Here is a 22,892-nt window from a genome sequence, read left to right on the forward strand (position 1 = left end):
CCCCGCCCATAACCGGAATCGGGACACCGCTGTCACGGCTCCCAGGCGTCGCCGAGTACCGCGGCGAGCCGGTCGGTGAGGTCCGGGGCCTCGGCGCGCTGGGAGTAGACCACGTCGTCGCATTCGACGGCGAGTGCGAGTAGGTCGGGGTCGGGTGGTGTCCATCCGCCGTCGGTGGCTTGTGTCATTTCGGCTTGCTGGCGGCGCATCTGTGCGCGTATGGCTTCGGCTGCGGCGCGTAGTACGTCCCGATCGGTCACCAGGTGATCATACGGGTTTCGTGAAATGTGTTGCGCTGCAACAGAAGTCGATGCTACTGTTATCTCACAAGTTCAGAGCGGGTGAGGTTCAGGAACACACACTGATCGTCGGAGCGCGATGCGCCGGCCACTGATAGGAAACACTGGGAACCCGATCGCAGAGCGTCATGATGCGACACCCGCTCTGAACTTGGACAACCTTGAACGCCCCATCCTCTTCGTGAGGGTGGGGCGTTTTCTTTGCGTTGAGGGAACCCCGCCACCCCGCGGCTGCGTCCAAGGCTCATGACTCCACGCATTCCGCATCTACCGACCACCCTACGATCCGGACTGCCCCGAATGCCGGCGACTGGTGGAGGACTTTGGGGAGACGCCAGTCTGTTGGTGTCCCCAAAGTCGGATCAAAGTGCGGACTGGACGGACTGGTTCAGGACGGACGCAGAATCTCCCGCTCCGCATTCACGTCCACCAACTCACTCAGTGATACCTGATCGAGGCCAAGGGTGAGCTCTGTGACAGTACGTGATGTGACCTGCCGCCAGCGGCCCTTGGCAAACACAAAGTCACCCTCCTGGATGTCCTTGAATAGCGTGGGCACCGGACCATTCGCGAGTGCGCTCAGCCATTGACTTTCCTGCCACGTTGCGCACTCCGCAGGTCAGCGGAGGTGACTGACACTCTGCGCGCCCCAGACTGTGGGCCGAGCGCGTACCTGAGTTCGCTCCTCGCGGCTGATGATCTGCGATCCACACGCGCACGTTCCGAAATTGCCGGTGTTGCCTGTGAGTTGACCCATGTGGGGATCTTAATGGCTTGCCCGGCAAGGGTGGGTGTGTCAACCGGAGAAATAGGCCACAACCTGGGACAATAGGAGAATGACCGTAGCCGAACTGATCGCCAAGCTGCAGCAGATGCCCCAGGATGCCACCGCCTGTATCGACTGGGCGCAGATGGGCGTGTGGTCTGAACCTACGGGCGGCTACTACTACGGCGAAGCGAGAGTGTCGTCCTCCATGACGGAGACGTGTACATCACCTCTGGTGAGGTCGAGCCGTGAGCGCGCCTGAGCTCAAGGACGAGTGTCTCGTGGTTCCCGGGCAGGGATGCCGCAACTTCCGCCCGCACACCGGCGTGAAGCCCACCCCCCGACACCTTCTCAGAGGTTCGTGTCGCCGACCACGGCGATCGACCTGGAGGCTCGCGAGTTCTCCGTCAACGTCCTGTCTGGCCGCGACTGCCCGTTGAATGCGGAGCTGTTCCCTGCCCAAGCTGAGGCGCAGGTGTACGCCGACGCCCGCAACACGGGCTATCTCCACACCGGCGCAATGATCTGCGTACACGAATGGCGGTTGGAACAGGCGAGGGCGGGGAACGATGCTTGAGTTCAAGGTAGGGGATCGTGTGCGGACTGTTGTCGGTGACCACACTGGGCGAATCGTGGACTTCGTACCTGGAACCGACTGGCCATCCTCTACGTCACCAACTCCACCAGCCATCCCGAAACGGTTGGCGAGTATGTACCCAACGATCCCAGCAAGCTCGTACGACAGGACTGGACCGATGCCTGAGTTCAAGGTAGGGGACCGCGTGCGGGTGACCTCACTAGGGAACGCCGAGGCGGCTGGGAAGATCATCGCCCAGGAACGCGTGCCCGACCTACTGCACGGGTGGAGTTCACTCACGCCACGGCATGGGCGCGGGAGTTGTTCGGCGACGGGTGGTGGTTCGCCGACACCGCGCTGGAGCACATCGACTGATTACGAAGGCTCATGCCGCTCTCCATCGACGTGTATGTACAAGTACAGCCACCCAGCGTGGTGCTGGATGGCTGTACTTGAATGCCTTGGCTGTAACCGTGGCTGTAGTCGAGAGCCTGTGTGGTCTCTGACCTGGAGCGGGTGACGGGAATCGAACCCGCGTAGCTAGTTTGGAAGACTCGCGACGGAGGGGACTGGACCTCACTTTGCGAGATACACGTAAGTCTAAACGTAAGCGTCGGAGTGAAAATGCCCTCTGACCTGGAGCCGATGACGGGAATCGAACCCGCGTATTCAGCTTGGGAAGCTGTGTTTAGGGGTATGCTCATGGTGGGTCTACTGTCAAGGCTGAGCGAATACCTGCAGGTAACTGAAGTTTTCACGAGTTTGTCTAGACAGCGCATAGACTGGGGTAAACGTAAGTACAAACGTAAGTGAGCCGATATGCCCCGAAGAAGCGCCGTAGGGCGAAAGGTGAAGGCGGACTGTACCAACGGGCCGACGGCATGTGGATGGCGCAAGTCCTCCTCCCCGACGGCAAGTACTACCAACGTGGACGCAAGAAATACGCCGACGCCGTGGCCGAACTCGCAGCCATGCGGAAAGACCTCGCGAACGGCATCCTCCCAACGCCGGCCAGATCACCGTCGCCCAGTGGCTGGACTACTGGGTGGACACGATCGCCGCGCCACGCCTGAAACCCCGCACCCTCGCCACCTACCGGTCCACCATCAAACACCAACTCATCCCGCATGTCGGGTCGAAGAAGCTGGGGAAGCTCACCCCCACTGATGTTCGCCGCATGGTCAACCACGTCGCCGACGCACACACCACCCGCACCGCCCAAGCCGCCTACTCAGTGTTGGCGAAAGCGTTGGGGGATGCAGTGAAAGACGGGAAGATCGGCAACAACCCGTGCGAGCGTATGGACCGCCCCCAGGCCCGCTCCGAGGAGCGCGTTCCCCTCACTGTGGAGCAGGCACGGGCAGTGCTTCTGCATGTGGCGTCACGTGACGCAACAGACGCAGCCCGCTGGTCATTGGCCCTACTGACCGGTGCCCGCCAAGCCGAAGCTTTGGGCCTCACCTGGGATCGTGTCGACCTCGGTGTGGGTGTCATTGACATCTCGTGGCAGTTGGCCCGGTTGAAGTTGAAGAAAGGCCCTCGCCCGCAAGGTGACGTGTATCCGCGGGAAGCGTTCGACGTCCCCGACACCTTCACCTTCACCCCGGTGCACTGGACGGCGTGCCTGGTGCCCACGAAGACGTCGGGGTCGCGTCGGCTGGTGCCCTTGCTGCCGCCCGTGGTTGCTGCGCTCACCGAATTGTGGGAGCAGAAGGGCAACCCGTCGCAGGGTTGGTGTTCACCCGGGACGATGGGGCGGCCATCCAGCCCGCGACGACACCCTCGCTTGGAAGCAGCTGTGTGTACAAGCCGCGGTAGTGGGGAAGGTGGAGGACGCGCCGGATCAGCACGCCGCCCGCCACACTGTCGCCACCCTCCTGCAGGAGGCCGGCGTGGAGGAAGCCACCCGAATGGCCATCTTGGGGCACACCACCACTACGTCGCACCGGCAGTACGCGCACACCTCCACCGACCTCACCCGCGCCGCCCTCGGGCAACTCGAGAAACTACTCGCGCTTCCCGACGTCTAGCAGTTGGCGTTGGCGAATCGGCGACCCGGCACATACGCCGAGTCGACAGTCCGGCCATCCAACTGCACCTGACACTGCGCCGACCATCCACGCGTCTGCATCGACGAACCGATGAGCTGACGGCCGGGTGAGGTGAACGCCCGGTGGGTGTGGTAGCGCGGCCCGGACCCGATGTTGATCAGTGTGGGCTGGAACACCACATCTTTGGCGACGACGAGACGTCCGCCGGCCGCGTAGTAGGCGATGTCGTTGCGTGGGGTGTCGGAGGAGAAGAAGTAGCGGACGTGTTCGCCGGGGAAGGCGATGGTCGGGGTGATGTCGCGGGGTGCGGCGTCGGCTACTCCTGCGCCGAGGGTGGTGGTGAAGAGGGCTGCTGCTGCCAGGGCGATGGCGCGTTTCATGGGGTTCTCCGGGTTCGTAATCACCGCAGACGGTTCACCACCTGCGGTGAGTAGCTTAAAGCTTCCTGAGTGTCCAGGAGGCGGTTCACAATCTGCCAGAACCGGGTGAGGCTGATGCCGAACTCGTCTCGCACCTTCTGCTCGAGGTTGCCGGCGTAGTTCCATCTCCGCCCGGCCAGGTCGAGCATCGCCTTCTCTTCGTCCGTCATGCGACGTCACTCCACGACCAGTCACCCTCGGTCGCCGCTTCGATCTCGGCGACCTCGATCGGGTCCAGGTGTTGCATCCGCGTCCACGCCGTCTGCTCGTCCACCCACAGATGCTCAGCGAGCTCAGGCAGTGACGGGTGACGAAGCCAACGGAAGGCGTCCACCAACTGCGGGAGTGTGATCAGCCGGCGAGCCGTCTCACGCTCAATCGTGTCCTCATCAGCGTCAGGCATCTCCCGGTGCAGCAGCTCGTGGGTGAGGGTGCACCGTCTCTCCGCTTGGGTGAGGCCGCGGTGAATCCAGATGGTGCGCTCGCCGTTGAGCCCCATCGTTCCGGGTGAGAGTCGCTGTGTGCAGTCGATCGCGATGTGCGGGTAGTCATCGCGGGCTGACCGCCAGGGATGCCAGTTCATGTCCGAAATAGGAACATGCACCTCTGACAGAAACGGCCCTGACCTCGAATAACATCAATGAGATTCGTCAGGGTCTTGGGGTTTGAACCGTGGGTTCCGCTTGCGGGCGGCCTTCGCATCCTCGGGCCGCTCAGGTTTGGGGACTTGATTCCGGGAAGGCAAGGCTGTGACCTTGCCGCCGGCTGTGGTCTTCTGCTCTTCACTCGCTTCGCCCGGTGCTCCCGGCGACGCGGGCGAATCAGTTGGTAGGGCATCGGAATCCTCCAGGCTCTCGGACGGTCGGCGATCTGCCGACGCGTCATCACCTGTGAGCGAAGCCGCCACCCTCCGTGCTAGCCGCCGATACTTGCTCGCGGCTTTCCGGGCTTCGGCCACAATCTCCTGCGCCGTCGCGTCATCTACCTGATGGAGACCAGTGCGCCCAAGAAGTCCCGCGGACTGCTCGACCAGTCCAACGAACGTAAAGACGTCCTCGAATGGGATATCAAGTTCGTCGATATTCGGAACCGCCTCGACAAGTAGGTGAGCTGCTAAAGCGATCTGCCGATGGTCGTTCGGTGTAATCGCCTCCGTAGGCAGCTCGCCGTCCTCGATGTACCCGATGTCAGTTAGTACGGCCGAAATGATGTCCGCGTAGTTGGCGCCGGTGATCTCTGAGATCGCACGGAGAGTGGCGACTTCGGGGAGCTGCTTCAACCCGCGCTTCTTCCACGAGTTGACAGTCTGCGGGATGCTACCGATCTGGCGTGCGAACGCCGCCTCGGATGCTCCCGTCCTGTCCAGGTGGGCCTGGACGAACTCCCACAATTTGCTCACGACTCAGAGCCTGCCGTCCGAGTATGAACGTCGCTAGTCATTCGCTCACCCATCCGTCTACCCCACAACGGCCGGAATTGGCGTTTTGCCGTTGACCGTTTCATCCAGTGTTGGACGCCATCATATCCGCTGGCTGCGGAACTACAACGCTGTGATTACTTGCGTAAGCGTCTACCAGTGTCGTATGTTTTATCCATCGACAGTTGACACCAACCCGTTGACCATGGAGGATGAAGTGGCGTCATACAAACGATGGCCGAAAGGCAGTTGGATGAAACTCACATCCGGGGACACTCTCCGAGCACTGATGAACCAGCGCGGATTTTCGATGGCCAGGCTTGGGCGGTATGCCGGATGCTCAAAGAGCTTCATTGGGCACCTCTGCGCCGAGAACAAGACCACGTGCACACCGCAGTTGGCCGAACGCATCGCGGAGGCTCTCGACGTGCCTCTGCATCTCCTTTTCGTGGAGCACGCATCCGCTAGCAATGGACGTAATAGCAATCAACGGCGGGTGGTCGCGTGATCGAGCACCCGCGGTCGGTTGTCCGAGCACTCGTTGCCGACTTCGTAGATCACTCCCGTGCTGACCGCTGCCGGTGCGGGAGCGCGCAGGCCCCCTCCCTCTCGCAGGAGCCCGCGCAGGCCGGGGCGGGGGGAGCCGCCCCGGTCACCAAACCAGTAGAGGGAGTGAACCGATGAGCTACCCGAGCTATCTGCCCGGCGAGCCGGTCGCCGCTGCCGATCAGTTGTCAGCACTGAGAGATGACCTCGAGCAGCAAGAGTCTGTCATCGAGCGAGGTCTCGAGTCGTTCATCGAGATAGGCCGCGCCCTGGCGAAGATCCGTGACGATCGCCTTTATCGGCACGAGTATGCGTCGTTCGAGGTGTACTGCCAGAGCCGGTGGAACCTTAGCCGTAAGCGGGCCTATGACCTCATGAGTGCGGCGACCGTTGTTGACGGCATGGAAGCCGCCCTGGAGATGGCGACGTCACCAATTGGTGACACACCGGCACTTCCGGCCAATGAGGGGCAGGCGCGGGAGCTGACAGGCCTTGACCCCGCTGAAGCCGTGGATGTTATGGCGAAGGTCAACGAGGCCACCGGGGGTAGGCCGACCGCGGCGGCGATCCGTAGCGAGATCGGCAGCCGCCGGATCGATCCGGAACCCGACATCGATGCCGAGGTTGAGGCCGAGCCGGTCGAGATCGCCCCCGGCTTCACCGATGCCGCCCTCGCTGAACTCAACGCTCCCACGCCGACCCCCGCACCGGCACAACCGGCCACGCCGAAGCGTCGGCCCATCACAGATGCTTTCGACTCCGCGACTTTCAACCTGAAGCGCGCTGTCGAATCGGTCAACCGGCTCGCCGCCGACGACCGCCTGAAAAGGAACAAGGACCAGATCAAGGCGTCCAACCTCAGCGATCTGATCCGCGTCCGCGACGCACTCAACAGCGTCATCACACAACTAGAAGGATAGCCCATGTCGAACTGGCAGAAAACTTCCGAAGGCGACTTCCACCGTAAGAGCCAGCATCTCGCGTCCGTCGGTGTGACACCGCAGAAGCCGTCGGCGTCGACCATCTTCGTCGACCCGGCGATGGCGCGTCGTGTACTCGCGAAGAACACACACAACCGACCGATCAAAGAGTCACAGGTAGTGCGTCTCATGGCCGAGATGACTTCCGGACGCTGGAAGTACAACGGAGAAGCCATCAAGTGGTCGATCGATGATGTCCTCCTCGATGGGCAGCACCGGCTGACTGCACTCGCCCGGATGGACGACAACTTTCCGGCCATTCCTTTCCTGGTTGTACGCGGGCTCCCCGCAGACACACAAAGCACGATGGATCAAGGGACAACCCGGACGGCCGGCGACCAACTGGTCCTCGAAGGGCTTCTTGGTTCGACTGATTCGAGGATCGTCGCAGGCGGCATCCGGGTCTACCTGGAGTGGCAGCGTATGGCGTTCTTCGGCGATCAGAAGGTCGCAAGCAAGATCAGCAACCCGGAGGTAGTCGCCTGGGCCGCCGAGCACCCGGTCGAGATGGCCATCCTTCAGGACCTTGCCAGTCAGCGTCTCCGGCGCGTCAAGTGCCGACCCAGCGTGACCCTTGCAGTGCTGCTGCAGTTCCGACTGATCGACGGCGAAGCGGCTCGCGAGTTCAGCGAAGGACTCTACTCAGGCGCCGGGCTCCAGTCCGGCAATCCCATTCTCGCCCTGCGTGACCGACTCGATCGTATCCGCGAAGGCAAAGTCAACGTCAGCGACCGTGATCTCATTGGTTACTTCGTGATGGCCTGGAACCACTGGCGCCGTGGTGGGAACACGTCCAAGCTGCAGATGCCCAGAGGCGGGGCCTGGACGCGCGAGTCCTTCCCCGAGGCGGTCTGACTCATGTCCTTCTCGCACTACGCAGATCCAGTCCCTGTAGTAGCAGATGAAAACAGGAAGGTCCACGTATCGCTCGGTGAGGTGAGCGGCCTCGACCTGGCGTACCTGTCGGTTGAGTCCCCGTCCGGCCGGGGTGAAGTGGTTCTCACGCTCGCCGAGCTACGCGACGTGTACAGAGCAATGCAGGAGGCCGATCCGGACTGGCGTGAGCCCAGCGGCGGCTACTACCTCTACCGAGTTGCGATCACGAGCTATCCCGAAGGGGCACTGACCTTCTACACCGACGACACCGGTGAGGAGTTCGGGTACCCCAACCCTGACTGGGAACCCGAGGGGTGGGACCCCGATCCGGGGTATATCGCGCAGTTCGGGAGTCGACGCTTCCACTGGCCGTCCACTAAGCGCGAGTACAAGTCGTTGTCCTCCGCGAAGTCTAGGGCCAAGCTCATCGAATCGTATGGTGCGACAGCGGTTGTGGAGCGGTCGTCGCGGATTGTGTGGCCTGGGCCGGACGATTCCCACCTGGACCGTATCGGCGGTGCGGCATGAGCACCGATCCTGCTGTGGAGGCTGCGCGTAAGGCGTGGGAGCAGTCGTCTCCGCTACGCCCGTTCGACCCGGAGGAGTCGCCGGAGTACTGGATGGTGTTGGCCGCACGCGAAGCACTCAAGTCGAGTCGGCTGCGCACTGCCCTCAATGATCTGGTGGCCCACGGTGATCTGACTCCGTCGGGGCGGATCGTCCTGCAACGCATCATCGGCGGTGCGGCATGAGTGATCTTCCGCTGCATGAGGTTCCGCCCATCCCCATCGACGGCTTGACGGGTACCCATCACGTCACGACCATTCCCGCCACAGGGGAACCCGTCTTCGTGATCTTTCCGCCGGGTGAGGACGACGCCATCGAACTCACCCGCCCGCAACTGTGGCAGCACATCGATGCGCTGCTCACCCTGCTCAAGCGAACCCCCATCCCCACCAGAACCTTGGAGGCGTCATGAACGACAGAAACCTTCAGCCCCTTCAGTACACCCTGAAGGAGGCCGCCCAAATCCTGGGAGTCTCCGAGAAGACCCTTCGCCGCGAGTATGTCGAGGGGCGAATCCTGTTCCGAACCTTGCGTGAGGGGGGCGGCAAGTACTTTATCGACCACGAAGAGTGTGTGCGGTGGCGGAACTCGCTGCCGCAGCCGGCTCCGGGTGAGAGGGCGGCGTCGTGAAGGCCGCGATCTGGGTTCCCGCGTATGCGTGTCTTGTGTTGGGGGTGTGGGCGATCCTCCCACCTCTCGGACCGGAAGAACTGGTGGCGTTCGTGATCGTCGCGGTCCTGTTGCTGATGACGGTGGTCGGGTTCTGCATGCCCACCCAGGAGGTCGACCAGTGAGCGGGGCCGAAACCATCTTCGGGTCCGAGCTGTATGGCGCGATCGTGCAGCAGCAGATCGCCGACGCACAACACACCCAGAACCAGCTCGACAAGTACTACCAGCGCAAGGAGGCGCAACTCCTCTGGCTGCGTGCAGAGATAGCGCACTACGCAGCCAAGCAGGACTCGAAGTCGGTCGAGTACGCGCTGCTTTCAATCCTCCAGCGCTCCTACGACATCGAAGACGAGGGGGTCGACCAGTGAGCAGCGGTGCAGTGGAAGCCCGCTATGCCGGCTGGTGCCCCAAATGCCGCACCGACTACCCCGTAGGCACATTGATCGGCTACGTCCGCGAATACCTGGTGTTCCCGGATGGGCGGGCGGGGAAGAACGTGACGGTGTGTGAGCCGTGCGCGGTGGAGGTGACCCGTGAGCGTCGTTGACATGCAGGCGTTTCGGACGGCACGCGACATCGTGGAGGTGGAAGCCGACCTCGCTTCCGAGGCATTCACGCACGGCTTCATGTCCTCGATGCAGGTTTCGGCTGCCGGGTGTAGCGCGGTCCTCACCGACTTCTACGGGCGTCGGGTGTTGAAGGTGGAGCCGCAATCGTCGCCATGGATCACCCGCGATCACGTGCTGGTGTTCCTCGCAGCGCAGGAGGCCCAGCCATGAGCATCTACTACCAGGACGACCTGGTCACCCTCTACCACGGCGACTGCCGAGAGGTCATGGCAGACATGGCAGATCGGTCGGTCGATGTGGTGATCACGGATCCGCCGTACACCGAACGCACACACGGAATGGCAAAGACGAACAGGGGTGCTGGTCATGGCATAAAGGCCGTCACGTTCGCGGCGATCTCTGACGCTGACCTGCGGGCCGTACTCGCCGAGTGTGGGCGGGTCTCGGCGAGTTGGGTGGTCACGTCGCTTGATTACGCGCACGCTTTCGCCTTCGACCAGGGTCCGCCGGTCGGGTTGCGCTCGCTGCGCATCGGTGTCTGGGTGAAGCCCAACCCGATGCCGCAGATCAGTGCCGACCGTCCCGGGCAAGGCTGGGAAGCGATTTCATTTCTACACCGCGCCGACACCAAACCGGCCTGGAACGGGGGTGGCAAGGCTGGCGTGTGGACGTACCCCGTCGTGCAGAACACCGGTCACCCGACGGCGAAACCGCTGCCAATGGTGGAGGACTGGGTGCGCCTGTTCACGAACGCCTCGGAAACGGTGTTCGACCCGTTCGCCGGTTCGGGCACCACGTTGATTGCTGCGGCGAACGAAAACCGTAAGGCGGTCGGTGTCGAGCTTGAGGAGCGTTACTGCGAGCTGATTGCGAAACGCCTCAGTAATCAGACGATGGCTCTCGACTTCGGGGATGCGTCATGAGTGCCGCGGAGCACCGCCAGATCGACGGTGTCGACATGTGGGTGCAACACCTCCCAGACCTCCACCTGTTTTGGGCGTGGGTGAACGGACGCACCGAGTTCGTCACCTGGCCCGACGCCGACCACCCCCAGGCCCCCGTTGATCGTGCAGGCCTGGTGGCTGAGCGGCTGTTCGAGTTGGTGGCGAGAGCGAAGGCGGCGGCGTGAGGTTCATGTCGAACCGCACCCATGCTGCCGGCGGGTTCCGGTGGCGCGGCCCCCAATACCCCTACGACCTACCCGGACCTGGAGATGTTCTCCCGGACGACCCGGTCGAGCCGGAAGAACTGTTCCCCAATCCTGCCTACGGGCAACAAGACCCATGGAGACAACAATGACCGAAGACATTAGCCAGGACGAACTGTTCCGGCTCACAGGGCGTGATGTCGTCCTGTGCCCGGAGTGCGGCCACGGCATCGACCCGCACGGCACCGATCCGGGGGGTGCGTGCGGGGTCGGCAAGTGCGAATGCATGATGTCGCCCAACGGCATCGCCTACGCCCTGATCAATCCGGAAGTCACCCCGGCGCAGAAGCACTACGCCGAAGCGGAGAGGATGCTCGCGTTCATCGAGCACGACCGCAACCTCACGACCACCCAGCACTCGGAGGTCGCAGCGCGCGCCCAGGTGCACGCCACCCTCGCGCAGGCCGCTTCACTGCGGGAGGTTCTGGAATCCCGCGCCACCACCCGGTACCACGTCACGGTCCAGGATGAGGGCGAGTTCCGCCGACGCAGCAGCCGTCTCGGATCTTTCGGTGGTGCGCTGTGAACTCTGTGAGACAGCTTCCCAGCAGCGGTTCGTGGTCTGACCGCTACCGCACGATGCTCGACATCGCCGTGTGGTGTGGCGGCATGATCGTCCGCCCCAAACCCCACCAACTCCAGCTACGGGTGGATGGTGTGACTGCCCTTCCGGGGGATTGGATCAAGGCTGACGGCAACGGGTTCGAGGTCATCCCCTCCAGGGCGGGAGCAGACCTCTGATGCCCGACTACAAAGGCCCCCTCGACTACGTCGATGTCGCGACCCGAATTGTTGAGTTCCGCAACCAGCACCCCACCGGCTCTCTCCAGCAGGTGCGATACGAAGTTCTTGAGGTTGGCGGCAAGAGCTTCCTCGCGTTCACCGCCGCCGCCTACCGCACGCCGGATGATGAGCGTCCCGGTATCGGTACCGCGTGGGAACCCATCCCCGGCCCCACATCTTTCACCCGTGACTCGGAGATGCAGAACGCTGAGACCGCGGCGTGGGGGAGGGCGATCGTCGCAGCGTTGGCGGCGGACACGAAGAAGGGTGTGGCGTCGTCGGAGGAGGTCCGGAACCGTCAGCAGACGCCGGCGCAGCGGGCGCAACGCGAACTGGCTGAGGCTGTGACGGCTGCGGGGATGGTGACGAAGGAGTTCGCCGAGTGGGCGATGACCACCCGCAATGTCGATCTGAAGACTGCCGGGATTGCGGTGCTGGTGCCGCTGACTCGTGAGGTGCAGGAGAAGGGGAAGGCGATCATGTCTGTCCCGGATCATGATGCGGCGCAAACCACCCTGGCCGACGAACTCGGCGCACAGGAGGCGTCGTGAGCGGGCGGGCGATGGGATCGCATCAGTGCGCCACCACCGGGGACGACGTGTGGCTGACACCACCGCACGTCCTCGACGCCCTCGGCCCGTTCGACCTCGACCCGTGCGCCGCACCGGCAGAAGCGAACTGGACGACCGCACGCCACCACTACCGACTACCCGACGACGGACTCACACTGCCGTGGGAAGGGCGCGTGTGGTGCAACCCGCCCTACTCCAATGTGTGGCGGTGGCTCGACCGGCTCGCCAACCACGGCACCGGCACCGCACTGATCTTCGCCCGCACCGAGACCGCCGGATTCCAGGCGCAGGTGTGGCGGCGGGCGACCGCAGTGCTGTTCCTCGAAGGGCGGCTCACCTTCCACCACCGCGATGGATCGAAGGCCGCGGCGAACAGCGGCGCACCGTCCTGCCTCGTCGCATACGGGACAGATGACGCGGGCCGACTGCTCGACAGCGGACTCCCTGGCGCGTTCGTCCATGGCTGGTCGATCACGGCAGTTGACGACCAACCATCCCTCTTCGAGGAGGCGTCATGAGCCGCCCTATTTGCGGGGTGTGTGGTTTCGATCTCGGCTACGGCCACATGGTCCGTATGCGCTGGGGAGACCGCACCGGCGACATCATCCCATGCCCGAATTGCCTGGCCCATCACGACGCTCAAGACATCCTCAGGAGATACACCCATGAGTAACGGCTTCCACATCGAACCCTCCACCACCCGAATGGATCAGGGCAGAAGATCCAACACCCTGGACGAGAAGAAGCAGGCGTTGGGGTCGTCGAACACGTTCCCCGGTGCGAATGTGTTGAACCGCAACCGGAATGTTTCTGATCTGCCGAAACCGCCGGCCTGGCATGAGGGCGCTCCCTGCGCCTCCTCAGACCCGGACGCGTTCTTTCCCTCCCATTACGGGGTGACGCAAACCGCTGACGCGAAACGGATCTGCGCCGGCTGTGACCGCCGGGAGGTGTGTTTGCAGTGGGCGTTGGACAACCGTGAACCGCACGGTGTGGTTGGGGGTACGACTCCGCGTGAACGTCAGGCCATGTGGAAGCAGGGGGCGGCATGACCTGCCAATGCGGGAAGCCCGTCAAAGCGCGCGGCATGTGCGAAATGCACTACGCCCAACACCACCGCCGGCAACGCGCCTACGGACGTTGGACTCCCGACCTGGTCGACGCCCAGCCTGTACGCGAGCACATCCTCAAGCTGCGTGACGCAGGAGTGGGGAACAAACGGCTCGAAGAGGAGTTCGGCGTCCCGCACAGCACCATCCAGCATCTGCTGTACGGGCAACGCGGATACGGTCCGAGCAAACAGGTCCGCCAAGCTACCGCCGACCGCATCCTCCAAATCCCTGTTCCGCGTACCGGTGTCGAGTTTGTGCGACAGGACCGCGTCCCCGCCCTGGGCACAACCCGCCGATTGCAGGCGTTGGTGGCGAACGGGTATTCGCAGACGGATCTGATCAGCCGTCTGGGTTGGCCGGAGAATGGCAGCACTTCGGAGTTGTTCCTCGGACAGTCCCGCAACATTGCGGTTCGTCGAGCACGGGATGTGACGTCCTTGTTCGCGCAGTTGCAGATGGTTCCCGGAACTGATCGGAAGGCGCGGCATCGGGCGAAGGCGAAAGGTTGGTTGCCTCCGTTGGCGTGGGATGAGGACCGTATCGATGACCCCACCTATGAGCCGGAAGTGGTGGACAAACCCCGCACTGCCGAAGACCTGTTCTCCGACTTCGAGTATCTGCTGTCGATGGGTGTTGGGGCGGAGGAGGCATCGCGTCGGGTGGGGATGCTGCCGGCGTCGATGAAGCGCCGGTATGAGCGGCATGGGCGGCGTTGTCCGGCAGCGTTGACGTCGGTGGCGTGGCAGCAGAGGAAGACGGCGTCATGACGGGCTTCTCTGCGGATGTGAAGGCTGCTGCTGCGGTGCGGGCGATGGGTCGCTGCGAAGTCCAAACCGACTGGTGTACCGGCACAGGGCAGGACTATCACCACCGAGCTAACCGCGGCATGGGCGGATCGAAAGACCCACAGATCAACGCCCTGTCGAATTGTCTGCTGGTGTGCCGCGGCTGCCATGACTTCATCGGCCGCAATCCGGCGCAGGCGTACGCGAAGGGCTGGTTGGTGTCGAAGTTCCGGCAGCCGTCCAGCGATGTGGCTGTCCTGCTGTCGGGCCGGTGGGCGTTGCTCGATGATGCCGGCGGGGTCGAGGTGTGCGATGCGGTGGGCTGAGGTTCCGGAGTCCTACCTCCTGTGGGGGGCGATCGAGAGGCCGTGCCCTGAGTGCGCGGCCAGGCCGGGGGAGCTTTGCGTACTCCGTTCCCCCGCAACAGGTGCAGAGAAGACACGACACATCCCCTGCGTGGGGAGAACCAAAGGAGACAACGAATGAGCAACAACAAGAAGGCTTTCGACGGCGAGGCGTTCAAGGCGGTTGAGGTGGTCAAGGTGCAGGCTGTCGGCGGAGGCTCGGGTGGCAATGGCGGCTACGTCGTGCAGCCCTTGGCGTCGGCGAGAACTGCTGTGCGTGTGGTGGTGACGAGAACCCGGAAGGGTTACCAGTGGGCGCAGATCGCCCGCAACGGCAGCGCCGGCGCCATCTCCCCGAAAACGTATGACACGAAGTCGAATGCGGTGCGCGCTGCCAAGCGTCAGGCCGCTCTGGTGGGTGGGGTGGTGGAGGTCCAGTGATCGTCTACGAGAACATCCCGGAGAAGGTGTCTGAGTATCGCGGCACCATCGAGGTGTACGAGGACGAGATCTTGCAGGTCGACCTCGATGCCAAGAGCGTGGTCGCCAGACATCCCGAGTGGCGTTGGCGGTGTAAGTCCCGCAACGGTCAGATCCTCGCTCAGGGGGAAGGCTATCGGCGTAGGTCGGGGGCTCTCAACGCCATCGACACCCAGTACGCGGCGCGGTTGAAGGTTGGTGGCATCAACTACGACGTGGTCCCGCGTGGGCAAGAACGGCAGATGCTCGTCTGCCCGTGGCGTGTGGTGATCCTCGACCGCCACGGAGACATCGACAAGATCGGAGCACTCTACTGATGAGCGAGGACAACCCCGTATCCCGCAACCTGCCGGGAAACCCTTTCACCGATAACTACGCGGCCATGACGGCTGAGCAGTCCGCATGGTTCGCCATCGCCTACGAGATTCGCACACTCACCATCGCCCTCACGGAGCAGACATACAACCTGAACGGCAGTCCTCTCTGTGACGAACTGCGAGATCGGCTGGGCCTGAACGGCGGCGGTGTGTCATGACTCGCATCCTTGGTGTGTCCGCTGTACCGGGTTTCTTCCCACCCGGACCTGTTGATTGGTCGAACGGGCAGACGTTGGTGCCGGCCGAAGACCTGGAGCAGGCGCAGGCACGCATCGCCGAACTCGAAGTGGCGCTGAGAAGGAAGCGGCTCATCTTCGACCAGGTATGCAACGACCGTGCCGCCCTCAATGCTGACGTCAATCGCTTATCCGCTGACCGTCTCGAATCTGAGGCCACCGCAGACGATGTGGTGGAGAAGGCCGAACAGTTCACAGCCGAGCAAGTACGCGACGCCATCATCGAGGTGTTGGACCAGAACGCGGTGTCGCTGTGGCTGCCCTACGGGGACACACCTCACGGCACCGTCCATCCCGAAGATGTCGGCCATGTCGCCCGATGGGTAGTTGCAAAGCTGCGGGGGGAGTCATGACCGATCCCGCCGTAGACGCAGCACAGAGGGCGTGTGAACCGCATGGCGTCTCGCACTTCGTCGGCCCGGGAAGGTACGCCCTGCGTGGTGCCCGTGAAGCCCTCGCACCACTCCGGGAACTGCATCGGCTCGACGGCTGCCCCGAACGCGACGACTGTACCGATCCCGAACACCTGACGCTGTGCTCGGGCTGCTACCAGGAATGGCCCTGCCGCACCGCACCCCTCATCTATTCCTCTGACGAGTTGGGAGATACCCCATGACACCCACACCCGCCGAGATCGCGGCGGCACACCAGTCGTACGAGTGGGCAGGTGGCGTGTGCTGCACCTGCGGCCCCGACTACTACATCAACGACGCCGAGCATGGTGCCCACGTCATCGCTGCTCTGTCTGAGCACTACCACTGCCCACGTCATCGCTGCTCTGTCTGAGCACTACCACCTACTACCCAAGGCGGAACCGGGCGGCGAAGACGACGACCGCGCCGAGTGGCTGGACGGGGAAGTGATGGCCGCCCGAGGCAAGCGGGTGGTGCGGCTCTACTTCGAGGACCCTCGCAATACGCCTGAGGATGCCCGCGAACTCGCATCCGCCCTGGCGTCTGCTGCTGATGTTGCGGAGGAGCCGAGATGAGCGACGCAGACGAAAAGGCGGTCGCTGAGGCGCTATACGCGGTCGAGAGCGTGCACCACTTCCACGGCACTGAATGCCTCTGCGGCTTCAACTCTCACCGGGCGCGCGAACGCACCGCCCACATCACACGCCTGGCCCTAGGGGAGCTGTTGGGCCACGACTTCGTCAGAAAGGCGGCATTCGATGTCTGACATCGGTTTCGGTCCTGTTGGTGATCCCCGATCATCCACGGCGGCAACAGCTATGTGACCCGTGATGGGTATGGGCGTCCGACGTATCTGGTGGACCGGCGACTCCTGGAGAAGGCGGAGGCACGCATCGCCGAACTCGAAGACCAGCTGCGTCCTATGTCGCCACTGAGACAGCAAGCCGACACCTACCTGCGGATACTGCGCCACCCTGAAATCTACCGCCACCTACGCGCGGGAGCGGGGTCGTGGTCCGACCAGATCGACGCGCGTATCACCACTGTCGCTGCTGATCGGGATCACTGGCGGGCGGAAGCAGAGAAAGCCCGCGACCTCCCCGCACCGGACGCCGGCAACCCCGAGCACCTGAGATTCGCGGCGAACATCCTGATCGACCGGGCACTCAAGTTGGGAGTCAAATTCCGTGCTGAAGCGGCTCTCGGCCCGTTCAACGCCGACGAACTCCGCAATGCTGCCCGTCGTCTCGAATCTGAGGCCACCGCAGACGATGTGGTGGAGAGGATCGCCCGCGAGCTGTACCGACGCCTATACCCCGGCCCAATCGGCACCCACGACTCAGCGCGCACCCGAGAAAGTGACGCCGCCGAAATGGATATGGCCTATCGGAAGTGGGATGAAGGCCGCGAAGGGTTTGCGCCGGGGCGGCAGTGTCGCGAGATTGCCGCCCATATCGCTGGGCTTCTGCGGGGTGACCGATGAGCGCCGCAGAGGAAGCAAGGAAGCTGCTCGAAGGCATCACACCCGGGCCGTGGGAAGCAGAACCCTGGGATGGCACCACACGCGAGTCTGTCGGCGTCTTCGCCGGGAGCGTATGGGGTCCGCGAGTTGCAGGGCTGATCACGTCCTCCGCCGACGCCGAGTTCATTGCCGCTACACCCGAGTTGGTGCCCGCTCTGCTCGCCGAACTCGACCAGGCGAAGGCGGACCTCGATGCTGCCGCATACCGGCACGGACAACTACAGTCCCGCATCGCCAACCGAGACGCCACCATCCAACGGGTACGGGAGCTAATCGCCGAGTGGTCGTGGACGGAACACCACCACGACGAACCGGTCTATGAGATATGGAAGCCGCTCGCCCGCATCGTCGGGGTGAGTCGTGAGCGACATTCCGGAGTGGCGTGCAGGATCGCTCGCCGACAACCTCGCCGTCGCACTGAGGACCCGACTTGCCGAGACCGGAGTCTCGCAGGGCGATCTCGCGCGTCGCGCCGGCGTCAGCGAAAAGCACCTGTCGCAGGTCATCAACGGACGCGCCGGTGCCTCGGTAGCAACCTGGGACCGACTCTTTGTCGCGCTGAATACAGCGAATGACGCTCGCCAAGACACCGTCGGGGGTGAGTTGTGACCTGCCGCTGCAACCCCTCGAAGCCGTCATCGACTGGCTACTACCCCGACTCCGGATACTCCCACCCCTGCTACCCGAAGGCGCGAATCCTGCTGTGGCACAACGGGAAAACCCACCATCGGGGTAGAATGAGGGGTGGCCAGGGTGCTGTGAACACCCGGCCACTGACCGAACTGCGAAGGAGTTCAGCCAATGACAGATTACATCTCCACCTACCTGAGTAGACCACGATGGAGGCACAACCGCCTCCAAGCCATGGGCGTCCAGTGGACCTACCGCGCACCAGAGGTGGGTGAACTTGTAATCCGGGATGCAACCCAAACACACCCGGCACCCTCCGCCGAATCGTCAGCGTCCGCGAAGACACACGTGACGGCCGCACCGTATGGGTAGTTGAGCACACAGCGACCGACGCAGAACCAACCACCGGCACCGACCGGAAGTCAGTCGGATTCTGGAAGGACGTCGGCTGGCCGAGGATTGCCGAGCACTACCCATCTGCGGCACCTGCCGCGATCTGATGCCCTGCCAGCATGTGGTCATCGACACCATCGCTGAACACAGCGGCAAGACCTTCGAGCGGTATGGCACTCCCGGCGTCTGCCCGTCCTGCCAAGAGCCCGTAACCAGGCGGCAGCGCGTAATCACATTCGAACGCAACCTGTATGGCCTCGGGACGGTGACCTTCCACCTTCGTGAGAAGTGCCGCCACGCCGCCTTCGAGTACGACCGAGAGGTACATCGAGACGACGGCGAGTTCGAGCTGACCTGCCCGGATCTGCTCGCCGCGGTCTCGATGAGAACGGTCTGCCTGTCACCTATTGCACTGAGCCTGATTGTCGCGGCGCTGACCGGAAGCACCACGGCTACGGGTTTTGGACGGCGGGTATCTGCCACACCCTGACGGCTACCACCGTTCTCCCGAAGGCGGGGGTGTGGCCTGATGTCTGTTCCTTCTCTGGAATCCCTACTAGCCGAGTACATCGCAACCCAGGCACCGGTCTCCGTGGAGCAGGCAATGCCTCAGGCCGAGGACATGGCGAAGCTGATCCGGGCGCACGGCCTAGACCGCACCTCCGGACTGAACGCCGCCGCCGACGTGGTGCACGCCGAAGCCCGCTACCAGTGGGAAATGGACGCCCGCCATGCAGTGTGCGCACAGGTTGTCGCCCAGCGGATGGGTGTGGTTGAACGCACGATCCGGTCGTTCGCTGATGGGGCGGAGGACCAACAGTGAGCCTCGAAGGATCGTTCTGGACCCACAAAAAGACCGGCATCCCCTACGAGGTGGTTGCTGACTCCGACGCCAGCGGCCTCGGCAACCGCGGTATCCGTATGCGCAACTGCCACACCGGCCGCGAACACTGGGCCACTCCCGAAGGGTTGGGTCGCAAGTACCGGCATGACTACACCCCACCACGAGGGGAGGTGCGGTAGGTGCCACGAATTAGAACGATCAAACCCGACTTCTGGGACTCGGCTGACACCGCCGGCGCAGACCTGCGCACCCGCCTGCTGTTCATCGCAATGTGGAACTGGGCCGACGACTACGGCATCGGAGATGCCACTCCGGTTCGGGTCATCGGGTTCGCCTTTCCTAACGATGAAATACCGGTGTCGGATTATCCGCGACTTCTCTCGGACGTTTCGGACCACTTCGGCGTCGTGTACTTCCGGCACGAAGGACGCCCCTTCTACGCCATCCGTCGTGGTCCAAGCATCAGCGGACCGAGAAAAGAGCTAAGCCACGCGAAGGGCTGGTCGAAGCAGCCGAGCGGGCCGTCGCGAACTCCAAAGGTGCAGGTCAAGGCGTAGATGCGGAATCTCCGAGCGACAGTGACGGAATCTCCGACGAAAGTGTCGGACGTTTCGGCGCCGGAAGTAGGAAAGGGAACGGGGGAAAGGGAACGGGGGAAGAGTGTGTGCCCCTCCCGGACGAACCGCCGATCGACGACTACGTGCCCAGCGAGATCGAAACGAGCACACGCACAACCCCCGCCAAAGGCTCATCGACAGAACTGACCTTCATCCGCACTCACGTCGGCCAAAGATTCCCCGCCAAAGTCGAACAAGCACTCGTCAACGAGATCCGCAAACTCCGCCACTACGACCGCCCCGTCATCGAGGAAGCACTTCGAAGATGGGCCAACCGTGACGGACACCCCGGACTCCTCCCGCACCTCGTCTCCGACGTCCTGAAGAACAACGGCAGAACCGCCGAACCCACCAAGACCGACATCTGGGAAACCAGCGTCATCCAACCCGCCCAAGCCGCAGCCACCGAAGCACAGAGGAAACTCTCATGAACCGAATCGACCTCACACCGCAGAACGTGGCAGACGCCGGCCAAGTACTCAAGCACACCGCGTTTGTCCACCGCCGCACCGCGATCCGCCCGAAGTCCGAGAAGGAAGCCCAGGAGATCGCGATCGTGTGGGCTCGCATGTTCGCCCGCTACAAACTCGACCTACCTGAGCTACTGGAGGCTGTGGAGCGCCGCGCCATCAAACATCAAGACGCCCCGGAGCCGGGTGAGATCGTGCAGTGGGCGCGAGAGGTTCGCCAGGAGTGGTCATCTCGGGCGCAGGCCGATCCGGAACAGCGCGCTCTGCATGAGGCGAAGATCGACCGGAAGATCGCGAACTTCGCGGGCAACTTCGGTATCCAGATCGACGGGCGGCCAGCATGAGCGTCATTGTCGAGTTGCCCTACGCACGTCCACCCCTCACTGAGAATCAGCGCATGCATTGGCGGAAGAAGGCGGCTGTGGTGGCCTCTGTGCGTCAAGCGGTGTACGTCCTAGCCCGGAATGCGCGCGTGCCGCAAAACTGCGCCCACGTGGACGTCAGCCTCCACTACACGCCACGTGATGTTCGCCGCCGCGACGCCGACAACCTTGTCCCCACATTGAAAGCCGCCTGCGACGGATTGGTGGACGCCGGCCTGGTTGCTGATGACACACCGGATCTGATGACCAAGCAGATGCCGACCATCCATCCCGCCGAGAAGGGGGAGCGGGGCCGGTTGTGGCTCGAACTACACATCGAGGAGGCGCAGTGACCGACCAGCTTGCTCTCTCCCTCACCCCACCCGCCTGGTGCTTCGTGTGCCAACGCGACTGTCCTCCACCCGTCTCGTGTGGACCCGAATGCCAAGAGGAGGAGTCGTGAGCCGCCCCGTGCAGTCGATGGTGAATGTGGATGCCCGCAACTACCCGGCCCACACTGCGGCGGTGCGGTCCCGGTTGGCCGGCACCAACCACGCAGGCCAAATCGCAGCCGAATGCCCCTGCGGCAGCACCTTCGATGTCGGCTACGAACGCTTCCACACCCCCGCATTCCAAGCCCACCCCTACTGCCACCCCTGCACGATCAAGGAGACCCCATGAGCCGCTACGAGTACCGCGTCGTTCCCCGTGACGGCCTGAACGGGTTGCAGCTGTGGGAGCTTCAACGCCGCCTTATCTGGCGTGACGGAAGCCGATACACCTGGAATGAGTGGATGGTGTTCCGGGACTACCACCGGGCACTGGATGAATGTTCCGCATTGCGTGAGGAAGTGGCGTCATGACCGCGGCATGCACGGCAGCCCTCCTCCGCGCCGTAGAACACGCCATCGAAAACGAACTCGACGGTTTCACCACAGAGCAAATCCGGGACATGCGCGGCTACGTCGCCGAGACCGTGACTTGGCGGCTATCGCGTGATGGATACCTGCAACACGACATCGAGGAGTCCCTGTGACCCGCATTGTGAATCGGGTACCGCTACTGCGGGAGCCATCCCGAGCCCGCCACCACTACCGCAGCTACAACGGGCCACACAAGGACAAGCTCGCGGTGGCCCTCGCCGCCGGATACGACCCCGACTTCTGGCAGATACCCGATGACCCTTTCGACGCGACAGCATGGCTCACGGCAACCAAGGAGACCCAGCAGTGAACAACGACCACGACACCAGCGGACTCTTCCTGGATCGCTACGGGCAACGCCGCCTCACCGAGGCGCTGGTCACGATCGAGGCACACCTCGAAGACTTGGCTGACACCCTCACTCGCAGAGCAGTAATCGGACGCCGGGACCTCGCGTCATTCCGCCGCCCCAAGAAGCTGCGAGCAAAGGCGCCGGCCCATGAGGGTGCGCAGGAGTTTGCGGCGAAGCTGGAGAACACTCTCACCACCGCCGTCCGCCACACCTGCGAGACGCGAGGCATGGACTACATGCCAGTCGGCTACACCCACCGGCCCGCCTTCGTTGGCCCACTACAGGCCGACGAGAAGCGCATCCCCGTGGGCTATGACGACCGCGCCCTATCCGTGCTCACAAGATGGCTACGGGTGCATGTCATCACCTTCGCCATGACCGAGGGCTGCGTCGAGTGGGCCGATGAGATCGAGGGGTTCGCCCACGACATCACAGCGATGGTGGACCTGCCCCCCGATGACACGATCAATGTCGATGACGTGAAAGTCGCTGCGGCATACAAGCAGGTCGTCACGCTGTCCACGATCGACACGGTGGCTCACAAGCTGGGGAGATGGGCGAAGGGCTCAATGCCCGCCGTATGCGGACTCTGATCAACCAGGGAAAGCTGAAGGCGGACAGTGTCGACCACGCGTCTGGGACCAAGTTCTATCTGCTGGGCGATGTGCTCACAGCCCACGGCAAGCATCAGCGCAGGCAACGAGCCTCATGACATGCCGAGATGACTTGACG

General features: G+C 63.2%; 50 protein-coding genes and 1 pseudogene. 46 read left to right on the top strand and 5 right to left on the bottom strand.

What is annotated here, in order from left to right:
- Nucleotides 1–32: 32 nt before the first annotated feature.
- Nucleotides 33–260, bottom strand: coding sequence for a hypothetical protein (locus BLU62_RS02275; RefSeq protein ID WP_074848029.1), 228 nt, complete (start codon nt 258–260; stop codon nt 33–35).
- 875 nt (nt 261–1,135) lie between these two features.
- Here BLU62_RS02275 and BLU62_RS02280 point away from each other — a divergent pair.
- The 5 genes and pseudogenes from BLU62_RS02280 to BLU62_RS34490 all read left to right on the top strand — a co-directional run bounded on the left by BLU62_RS02280 (nt 1,136) and on the right by BLU62_RS34490 (nt 3,672).
- A complete protein-coding gene (locus BLU62_RS02280) occupies nt 1,136–1,327 on the top strand; it encodes a hypothetical protein (protein ID WP_074848240.1) in 192 nt (63 codons plus the stop codon).
- A 99-nt stretch (nt 1,328–1,426) separates the two neighbouring features.
- Nucleotides 1,427–1,642, top strand: a complete 216-nt coding sequence (locus tag BLU62_RS02285) for a hypothetical protein (protein WP_074848242.1) — start codon at nt 1,427–1,429, stop codon at nt 1,640–1,642.
- A gap of 809 nt (nt 1,643–2,451) precedes the next feature.
- On the top strand, nt 2,452–2,715 hold the full coding sequence (locus BLU62_RS33515) for a hypothetical protein (RefSeq protein ID WP_244278038.1): 264 nt from the start codon (nt 2,452–2,454) through the stop codon (nt 2,713–2,715).
- Nucleotides 2,688–2,888, top strand: a pseudogene (locus BLU62_RS34760) (N-terminal phage integrase SAM-like domain-containing protein); the annotation flags it as partial. The gene BLU62_RS33515 and the pseudogene BLU62_RS34760, both read left to right, overlap by 28 nt.
- A gap of 571 nt (nt 2,889–3,459) precedes the next feature.
- Nucleotides 3,460–3,672 carry a hypothetical protein gene (locus tag BLU62_RS34490; protein ID WP_244278012.1) on the top strand — a complete coding sequence of 71 codons (213 nt, stop codon included), beginning with the start codon at nt 3,460–3,462 and terminating at the stop codon, nt 3,670–3,672.
- Here the strand turns inward: BLU62_RS34490 and BLU62_RS02300 are convergent.
- The 4 genes from BLU62_RS02300 to BLU62_RS02315 are packed head-to-tail and all read right to left on the bottom strand — an operon-like array spanning nt 3,669 to nt 5,511.
- Nucleotides 3,669–4,073, bottom strand: coding sequence for a hypothetical protein (locus BLU62_RS02300; protein WP_074847958.1), 405 nt, complete (start codon nt 4,071–4,073; stop codon nt 3,669–3,671). The genes BLU62_RS34490 and BLU62_RS02300 overlap by 4 nt on opposite strands.
- A gap of 20 nt (nt 4,074–4,093) precedes the next feature.
- Nucleotides 4,094–4,282 carry a DUF3263 domain-containing protein gene (locus BLU62_RS02305; RefSeq protein WP_074847949.1) on the bottom strand — a complete coding sequence of 63 codons (189 nt, stop codon included), beginning with the start codon at nt 4,280–4,282 and terminating at the stop codon, nt 4,094–4,096.
- Complete coding sequence (locus BLU62_RS02310; RefSeq protein ID WP_074847925.1) at nt 4,279–4,695, bottom strand: hypothetical protein; 417 nt, start codon at nt 4,693–4,695, stop codon at nt 4,279–4,281. Before BLU62_RS02310 ends, BLU62_RS02305 begins: the two co-directional genes overlap by 4 nt.
- Before the next feature lie 54 nt (nt 4,696–4,749).
- Nucleotides 4,750–5,511: a hypothetical protein gene (locus BLU62_RS02315; protein ID WP_074847923.1), complete on the bottom strand. Its 762-nt coding sequence runs from the start codon at nt 5,509–5,511 to the stop codon at nt 4,750–4,752.
- A 271-nt stretch (nt 5,512–5,782) separates the two neighbouring features.
- On the opposite strand from BLU62_RS02315, the gene BLU62_RS02320 reads away from it, so the two are divergent.
- The 41 genes from BLU62_RS02320 to BLU62_RS33535 all read left to right on the top strand — a co-directional run bounded on the left by BLU62_RS02320 (nt 5,783) and on the right by BLU62_RS33535 (nt 22,753).
- The gene (locus BLU62_RS02320) at nt 5,783–6,037 is read left to right on the top strand and encodes a helix-turn-helix domain-containing protein (RefSeq protein WP_074847921.1); all 255 of its coding nucleotides are present in this window, start codon (nt 5,783–5,785) and stop codon (nt 6,035–6,037) included.
- Nucleotides 6,034–6,213, top strand: coding sequence for a DUF7324 family protein (locus BLU62_RS34765; RefSeq protein ID WP_425284520.1), 180 nt, complete (start codon nt 6,034–6,036; stop codon nt 6,211–6,213). The genes BLU62_RS02320 and BLU62_RS34765 overlap by 4 nt, the downstream gene beginning before the upstream one ends.
- Nucleotides 6,210–6,995 (top strand): hypothetical protein, encoded by a 786-nt coding sequence (locus BLU62_RS32230; RefSeq protein ID WP_139179908.1) that lies wholly within the window; start codon nt 6,210–6,212, stop codon nt 6,993–6,995. Before BLU62_RS34765 ends, BLU62_RS32230 begins: the two co-directional genes overlap by 4 nt.
- A 3-nt stretch (nt 6,996–6,998) precedes the next feature.
- Nucleotides 6,999–7,910, top strand: coding sequence for a hypothetical protein (locus BLU62_RS02330; protein WP_244278006.1), 912 nt, complete (start codon nt 6,999–7,001; stop codon nt 7,908–7,910).
- 3 nt (nt 7,911–7,913) lie between these two features.
- A complete protein-coding gene (locus BLU62_RS02335; protein WP_425284521.1) occupies nt 7,914–8,459 on the top strand; it encodes a DUF7304 family protein in 546 nt (181 codons plus the stop codon).
- The gene (locus BLU62_RS02340) at nt 8,456–8,683 is read left to right on the top strand and encodes a hypothetical protein (RefSeq protein ID WP_074847847.1); all 228 of its coding nucleotides are present in this window, start codon (nt 8,456–8,458) and stop codon (nt 8,681–8,683) included. The genes BLU62_RS02335 and BLU62_RS02340 overlap by 4 nt, the downstream gene beginning before the upstream one ends.
- The gene (locus BLU62_RS02345) at nt 8,680–8,910 is read left to right on the top strand and encodes a hypothetical protein (protein ID WP_074847850.1); all 231 of its coding nucleotides are present in this window, start codon (nt 8,680–8,682) and stop codon (nt 8,908–8,910) included. Before BLU62_RS02340 ends, BLU62_RS02345 begins: the two co-directional genes overlap by 4 nt.
- Nucleotides 8,907–9,128 carry a helix-turn-helix domain-containing protein gene (locus tag BLU62_RS02350; protein ID WP_074847852.1) on the top strand — a complete coding sequence of 74 codons (222 nt, stop codon included), beginning with the start codon at nt 8,907–8,909 and terminating at the stop codon, nt 9,126–9,128. The genes BLU62_RS02345 and BLU62_RS02350 overlap by 4 nt, the downstream gene beginning before the upstream one ends.
- Nucleotides 9,125–9,292, top strand: a complete 168-nt coding sequence (locus BLU62_RS32750; protein WP_159441495.1) for a hypothetical protein — start codon at nt 9,125–9,127, stop codon at nt 9,290–9,292. The genes BLU62_RS02350 and BLU62_RS32750 overlap by 4 nt, the downstream gene beginning before the upstream one ends.
- Nucleotides 9,289–9,537: a hypothetical protein gene (locus tag BLU62_RS02355; RefSeq protein ID WP_074847845.1), complete on the top strand. Its 249-nt coding sequence runs from the start codon at nt 9,289–9,291 to the stop codon at nt 9,535–9,537. Before BLU62_RS32750 ends, BLU62_RS02355 begins: the two co-directional genes overlap by 4 nt.
- Complete coding sequence (locus tag BLU62_RS32235) at nt 9,534–9,716, top strand: hypothetical protein (protein ID WP_139179899.1); 183 nt, start codon at nt 9,534–9,536, stop codon at nt 9,714–9,716. The genes BLU62_RS02355 and BLU62_RS32235 overlap by 4 nt, the downstream gene beginning before the upstream one ends.
- Nucleotides 9,703–9,948 carry a hypothetical protein gene (locus BLU62_RS02360; protein ID WP_074847843.1) on the top strand — a complete coding sequence of 82 codons (246 nt, stop codon included), beginning with the start codon at nt 9,703–9,705 and terminating at the stop codon, nt 9,946–9,948. Before BLU62_RS32235 ends, BLU62_RS02360 begins: the two co-directional genes overlap by 14 nt.
- Nucleotides 9,945–10,661 carry a DNA-methyltransferase gene (locus BLU62_RS02365; RefSeq protein WP_074847841.1) on the top strand — a complete coding sequence of 239 codons (717 nt, stop codon included), beginning with the start codon at nt 9,945–9,947 and terminating at the stop codon, nt 10,659–10,661. Before BLU62_RS02360 ends, BLU62_RS02365 begins: the two co-directional genes overlap by 4 nt.
- Nucleotides 10,658–10,867, top strand: coding sequence for a hypothetical protein (locus BLU62_RS02370; RefSeq protein ID WP_074847839.1), 210 nt, complete (start codon nt 10,658–10,660; stop codon nt 10,865–10,867). Before BLU62_RS02365 ends, BLU62_RS02370 begins: the two co-directional genes overlap by 4 nt.
- Nucleotides 10,868–11,033: 166 nt before the next feature.
- Nucleotides 11,034–11,471 carry a hypothetical protein gene (locus BLU62_RS02375; RefSeq protein ID WP_074847837.1) on the top strand — a complete coding sequence of 146 codons (438 nt, stop codon included), beginning with the start codon at nt 11,034–11,036 and terminating at the stop codon, nt 11,469–11,471.
- A complete protein-coding gene (locus tag BLU62_RS02380; RefSeq protein ID WP_074847835.1) occupies nt 11,468–11,686 on the top strand; it encodes a hypothetical protein in 219 nt (72 codons plus the stop codon). Before BLU62_RS02375 ends, BLU62_RS02380 begins: the two co-directional genes overlap by 4 nt.
- Nucleotides 11,686–12,279, top strand: a complete 594-nt coding sequence (locus tag BLU62_RS02385) for a metallophosphoesterase family protein (RefSeq protein ID WP_074847833.1) — start codon at nt 11,686–11,688, stop codon at nt 12,277–12,279. Before BLU62_RS02380 ends, BLU62_RS02385 begins: the two co-directional genes overlap by 1 nt.
- The gene (locus BLU62_RS02390; protein ID WP_244277996.1) at nt 12,276–12,818 is read left to right on the top strand and encodes a DNA N-6-adenine-methyltransferase; all 543 of its coding nucleotides are present in this window, start codon (nt 12,276–12,278) and stop codon (nt 12,816–12,818) included. The genes BLU62_RS02385 and BLU62_RS02390 overlap by 4 nt, the downstream gene beginning before the upstream one ends.
- 147 nt (nt 12,819–12,965) lie before the next feature.
- A complete protein-coding gene (locus BLU62_RS02395) occupies nt 12,966–13,352 on the top strand; it encodes a WhiB family transcriptional regulator (RefSeq protein ID WP_244277997.1) in 387 nt (128 codons plus the stop codon).
- Complete coding sequence (locus BLU62_RS02400; RefSeq protein ID WP_074848069.1) at nt 13,349–14,179, top strand: hypothetical protein; 831 nt, start codon at nt 13,349–13,351, stop codon at nt 14,177–14,179. Before BLU62_RS02395 ends, BLU62_RS02400 begins: the two co-directional genes overlap by 4 nt.
- The gene (locus BLU62_RS32240; RefSeq protein ID WP_074847827.1) at nt 14,176–14,523 is read left to right on the top strand and encodes a hypothetical protein; all 348 of its coding nucleotides are present in this window, start codon (nt 14,176–14,178) and stop codon (nt 14,521–14,523) included. The genes BLU62_RS02400 and BLU62_RS32240 overlap by 4 nt, the downstream gene beginning before the upstream one ends.
- A 156-nt stretch (nt 14,524–14,679) precedes the next feature.
- Nucleotides 14,680–14,982 carry a hypothetical protein gene (locus BLU62_RS02410; RefSeq protein WP_074847809.1) on the top strand — a complete coding sequence of 101 codons (303 nt, stop codon included), beginning with the start codon at nt 14,680–14,682 and terminating at the stop codon, nt 14,980–14,982.
- A complete protein-coding gene (locus BLU62_RS02415) occupies nt 14,979–15,338 on the top strand; it encodes a YegP family protein (RefSeq protein ID WP_074847811.1) in 360 nt (119 codons plus the stop codon). The genes BLU62_RS02410 and BLU62_RS02415 overlap by 4 nt, the downstream gene beginning before the upstream one ends.
- Nucleotides 15,338–15,556 carry a hypothetical protein gene (locus BLU62_RS02420; RefSeq protein ID WP_074847813.1) on the top strand — a complete coding sequence of 73 codons (219 nt, stop codon included), beginning with the start codon at nt 15,338–15,340 and terminating at the stop codon, nt 15,554–15,556. The genes BLU62_RS02415 and BLU62_RS02420 overlap by 1 nt, the downstream gene beginning before the upstream one ends.
- A complete protein-coding gene (locus BLU62_RS02425; protein WP_139179898.1) occupies nt 15,553–15,987 on the top strand; it encodes a hypothetical protein in 435 nt (144 codons plus the stop codon). The genes BLU62_RS02420 and BLU62_RS02425 overlap by 4 nt, the downstream gene beginning before the upstream one ends.
- 365 nt (nt 15,988–16,352) lie before the next feature.
- Nucleotides 16,353–16,622: a hypothetical protein gene (locus BLU62_RS02435; protein WP_074847819.1), complete on the top strand. Its 270-nt coding sequence runs from the start codon at nt 16,353–16,355 to the stop codon at nt 16,620–16,622.
- The gene (locus BLU62_RS02440) at nt 16,619–16,813 is read left to right on the top strand and encodes a hypothetical protein (RefSeq protein WP_074847821.1); all 195 of its coding nucleotides are present in this window, start codon (nt 16,619–16,621) and stop codon (nt 16,811–16,813) included. The genes BLU62_RS02435 and BLU62_RS02440 overlap by 4 nt, the downstream gene beginning before the upstream one ends.
- Before the next feature lie 54 nt (nt 16,814–16,867).
- A complete protein-coding gene (locus BLU62_RS02445; RefSeq protein WP_139179929.1) occupies nt 16,868–17,530 on the top strand; it encodes a hypothetical protein in 663 nt (220 codons plus the stop codon).
- 399 nt (nt 17,531–17,929) lie between these two features.
- Nucleotides 17,930–18,178, top strand: a complete 249-nt coding sequence (locus BLU62_RS02450; RefSeq protein WP_074848042.1) for a helix-turn-helix domain-containing protein — start codon at nt 17,930–17,932, stop codon at nt 18,176–18,178.
- Nucleotides 18,179–18,713: 535 nt separating this feature from the next.
- Nucleotides 18,714–19,082: a hypothetical protein gene (locus BLU62_RS02455; RefSeq protein ID WP_139179959.1), complete on the top strand. Its 369-nt coding sequence runs from the start codon at nt 18,714–18,716 to the stop codon at nt 19,080–19,082.
- 39 nt (nt 19,083–19,121) lie between these two features.
- Entirely contained in the window at nt 19,122–19,415 is a 294-nt protein-coding gene (locus BLU62_RS02460) for a hypothetical protein (RefSeq protein WP_074848039.1), read from the top strand.
- Nucleotides 19,412–19,615: a hypothetical protein gene (locus BLU62_RS02465; RefSeq protein WP_074848037.1), complete on the top strand. Its 204-nt coding sequence runs from the start codon at nt 19,412–19,414 to the stop codon at nt 19,613–19,615. The genes BLU62_RS02460 and BLU62_RS02465 overlap by 4 nt, the downstream gene beginning before the upstream one ends.
- Entirely contained in the window at nt 19,616–19,993 is a 378-nt protein-coding gene (locus BLU62_RS02470; RefSeq protein WP_074848247.1) for a hypothetical protein, read from the top strand.
- A 107-nt stretch (nt 19,994–20,100) separates the two neighbouring features.
- Nucleotides 20,101–20,484, top strand: a complete 384-nt coding sequence (locus BLU62_RS02475) for a hypothetical protein (RefSeq protein WP_074848249.1) — start codon at nt 20,101–20,103, stop codon at nt 20,482–20,484.
- Nucleotides 20,481–20,867 (top strand): hypothetical protein, encoded by a 387-nt coding sequence (locus tag BLU62_RS02480; RefSeq protein ID WP_074848055.1) that lies wholly within the window; start codon nt 20,481–20,483, stop codon nt 20,865–20,867. Before BLU62_RS02475 ends, BLU62_RS02480 begins: the two co-directional genes overlap by 4 nt.
- A 149-nt stretch (nt 20,868–21,016) precedes the next feature.
- Complete coding sequence (locus tag BLU62_RS33530) at nt 21,017–21,238, top strand: RusA family crossover junction endodeoxyribonuclease (RefSeq protein WP_244278017.1); 222 nt, start codon at nt 21,017–21,019, stop codon at nt 21,236–21,238.
- A gap of 106 nt (nt 21,239–21,344) precedes the next feature.
- Nucleotides 21,345–21,566 carry a hypothetical protein gene (locus BLU62_RS32245; RefSeq protein WP_139179930.1) on the top strand — a complete coding sequence of 74 codons (222 nt, stop codon included), beginning with the start codon at nt 21,345–21,347 and terminating at the stop codon, nt 21,564–21,566.
- The gene (locus tag BLU62_RS02490) at nt 21,563–21,748 is read left to right on the top strand and encodes a hypothetical protein (protein ID WP_074848251.1); all 186 of its coding nucleotides are present in this window, start codon (nt 21,563–21,565) and stop codon (nt 21,746–21,748) included. The genes BLU62_RS32245 and BLU62_RS02490 overlap by 4 nt, the downstream gene beginning before the upstream one ends.
- Nucleotides 21,745–21,921 (top strand): hypothetical protein, encoded by a 177-nt coding sequence (locus BLU62_RS32755; RefSeq protein ID WP_159441522.1) that lies wholly within the window; start codon nt 21,745–21,747, stop codon nt 21,919–21,921. The genes BLU62_RS02490 and BLU62_RS32755 overlap by 4 nt, the downstream gene beginning before the upstream one ends.
- A complete protein-coding gene (locus BLU62_RS02495; RefSeq protein WP_074848254.1) occupies nt 21,918–22,118 on the top strand; it encodes a hypothetical protein in 201 nt (66 codons plus the stop codon). The genes BLU62_RS32755 and BLU62_RS02495 overlap by 4 nt, the downstream gene beginning before the upstream one ends.
- A complete protein-coding gene (locus BLU62_RS33535; protein WP_244278039.1) occupies nt 22,115–22,753 on the top strand; it encodes a hypothetical protein in 639 nt (212 codons plus the stop codon). Before BLU62_RS02495 ends, BLU62_RS33535 begins: the two co-directional genes overlap by 4 nt.
- Nucleotides 22,754–22,892: the final 139 nt, after the last annotated feature.

Origin of the sequence: Gordonia westfalica, from assembly GCF_900105725.1 — a bacterium.
Lineage (GTDB): Bacteria > Actinomycetota > Actinomycetes > Mycobacteriales > Mycobacteriaceae > Gordonia > Gordonia westfalica.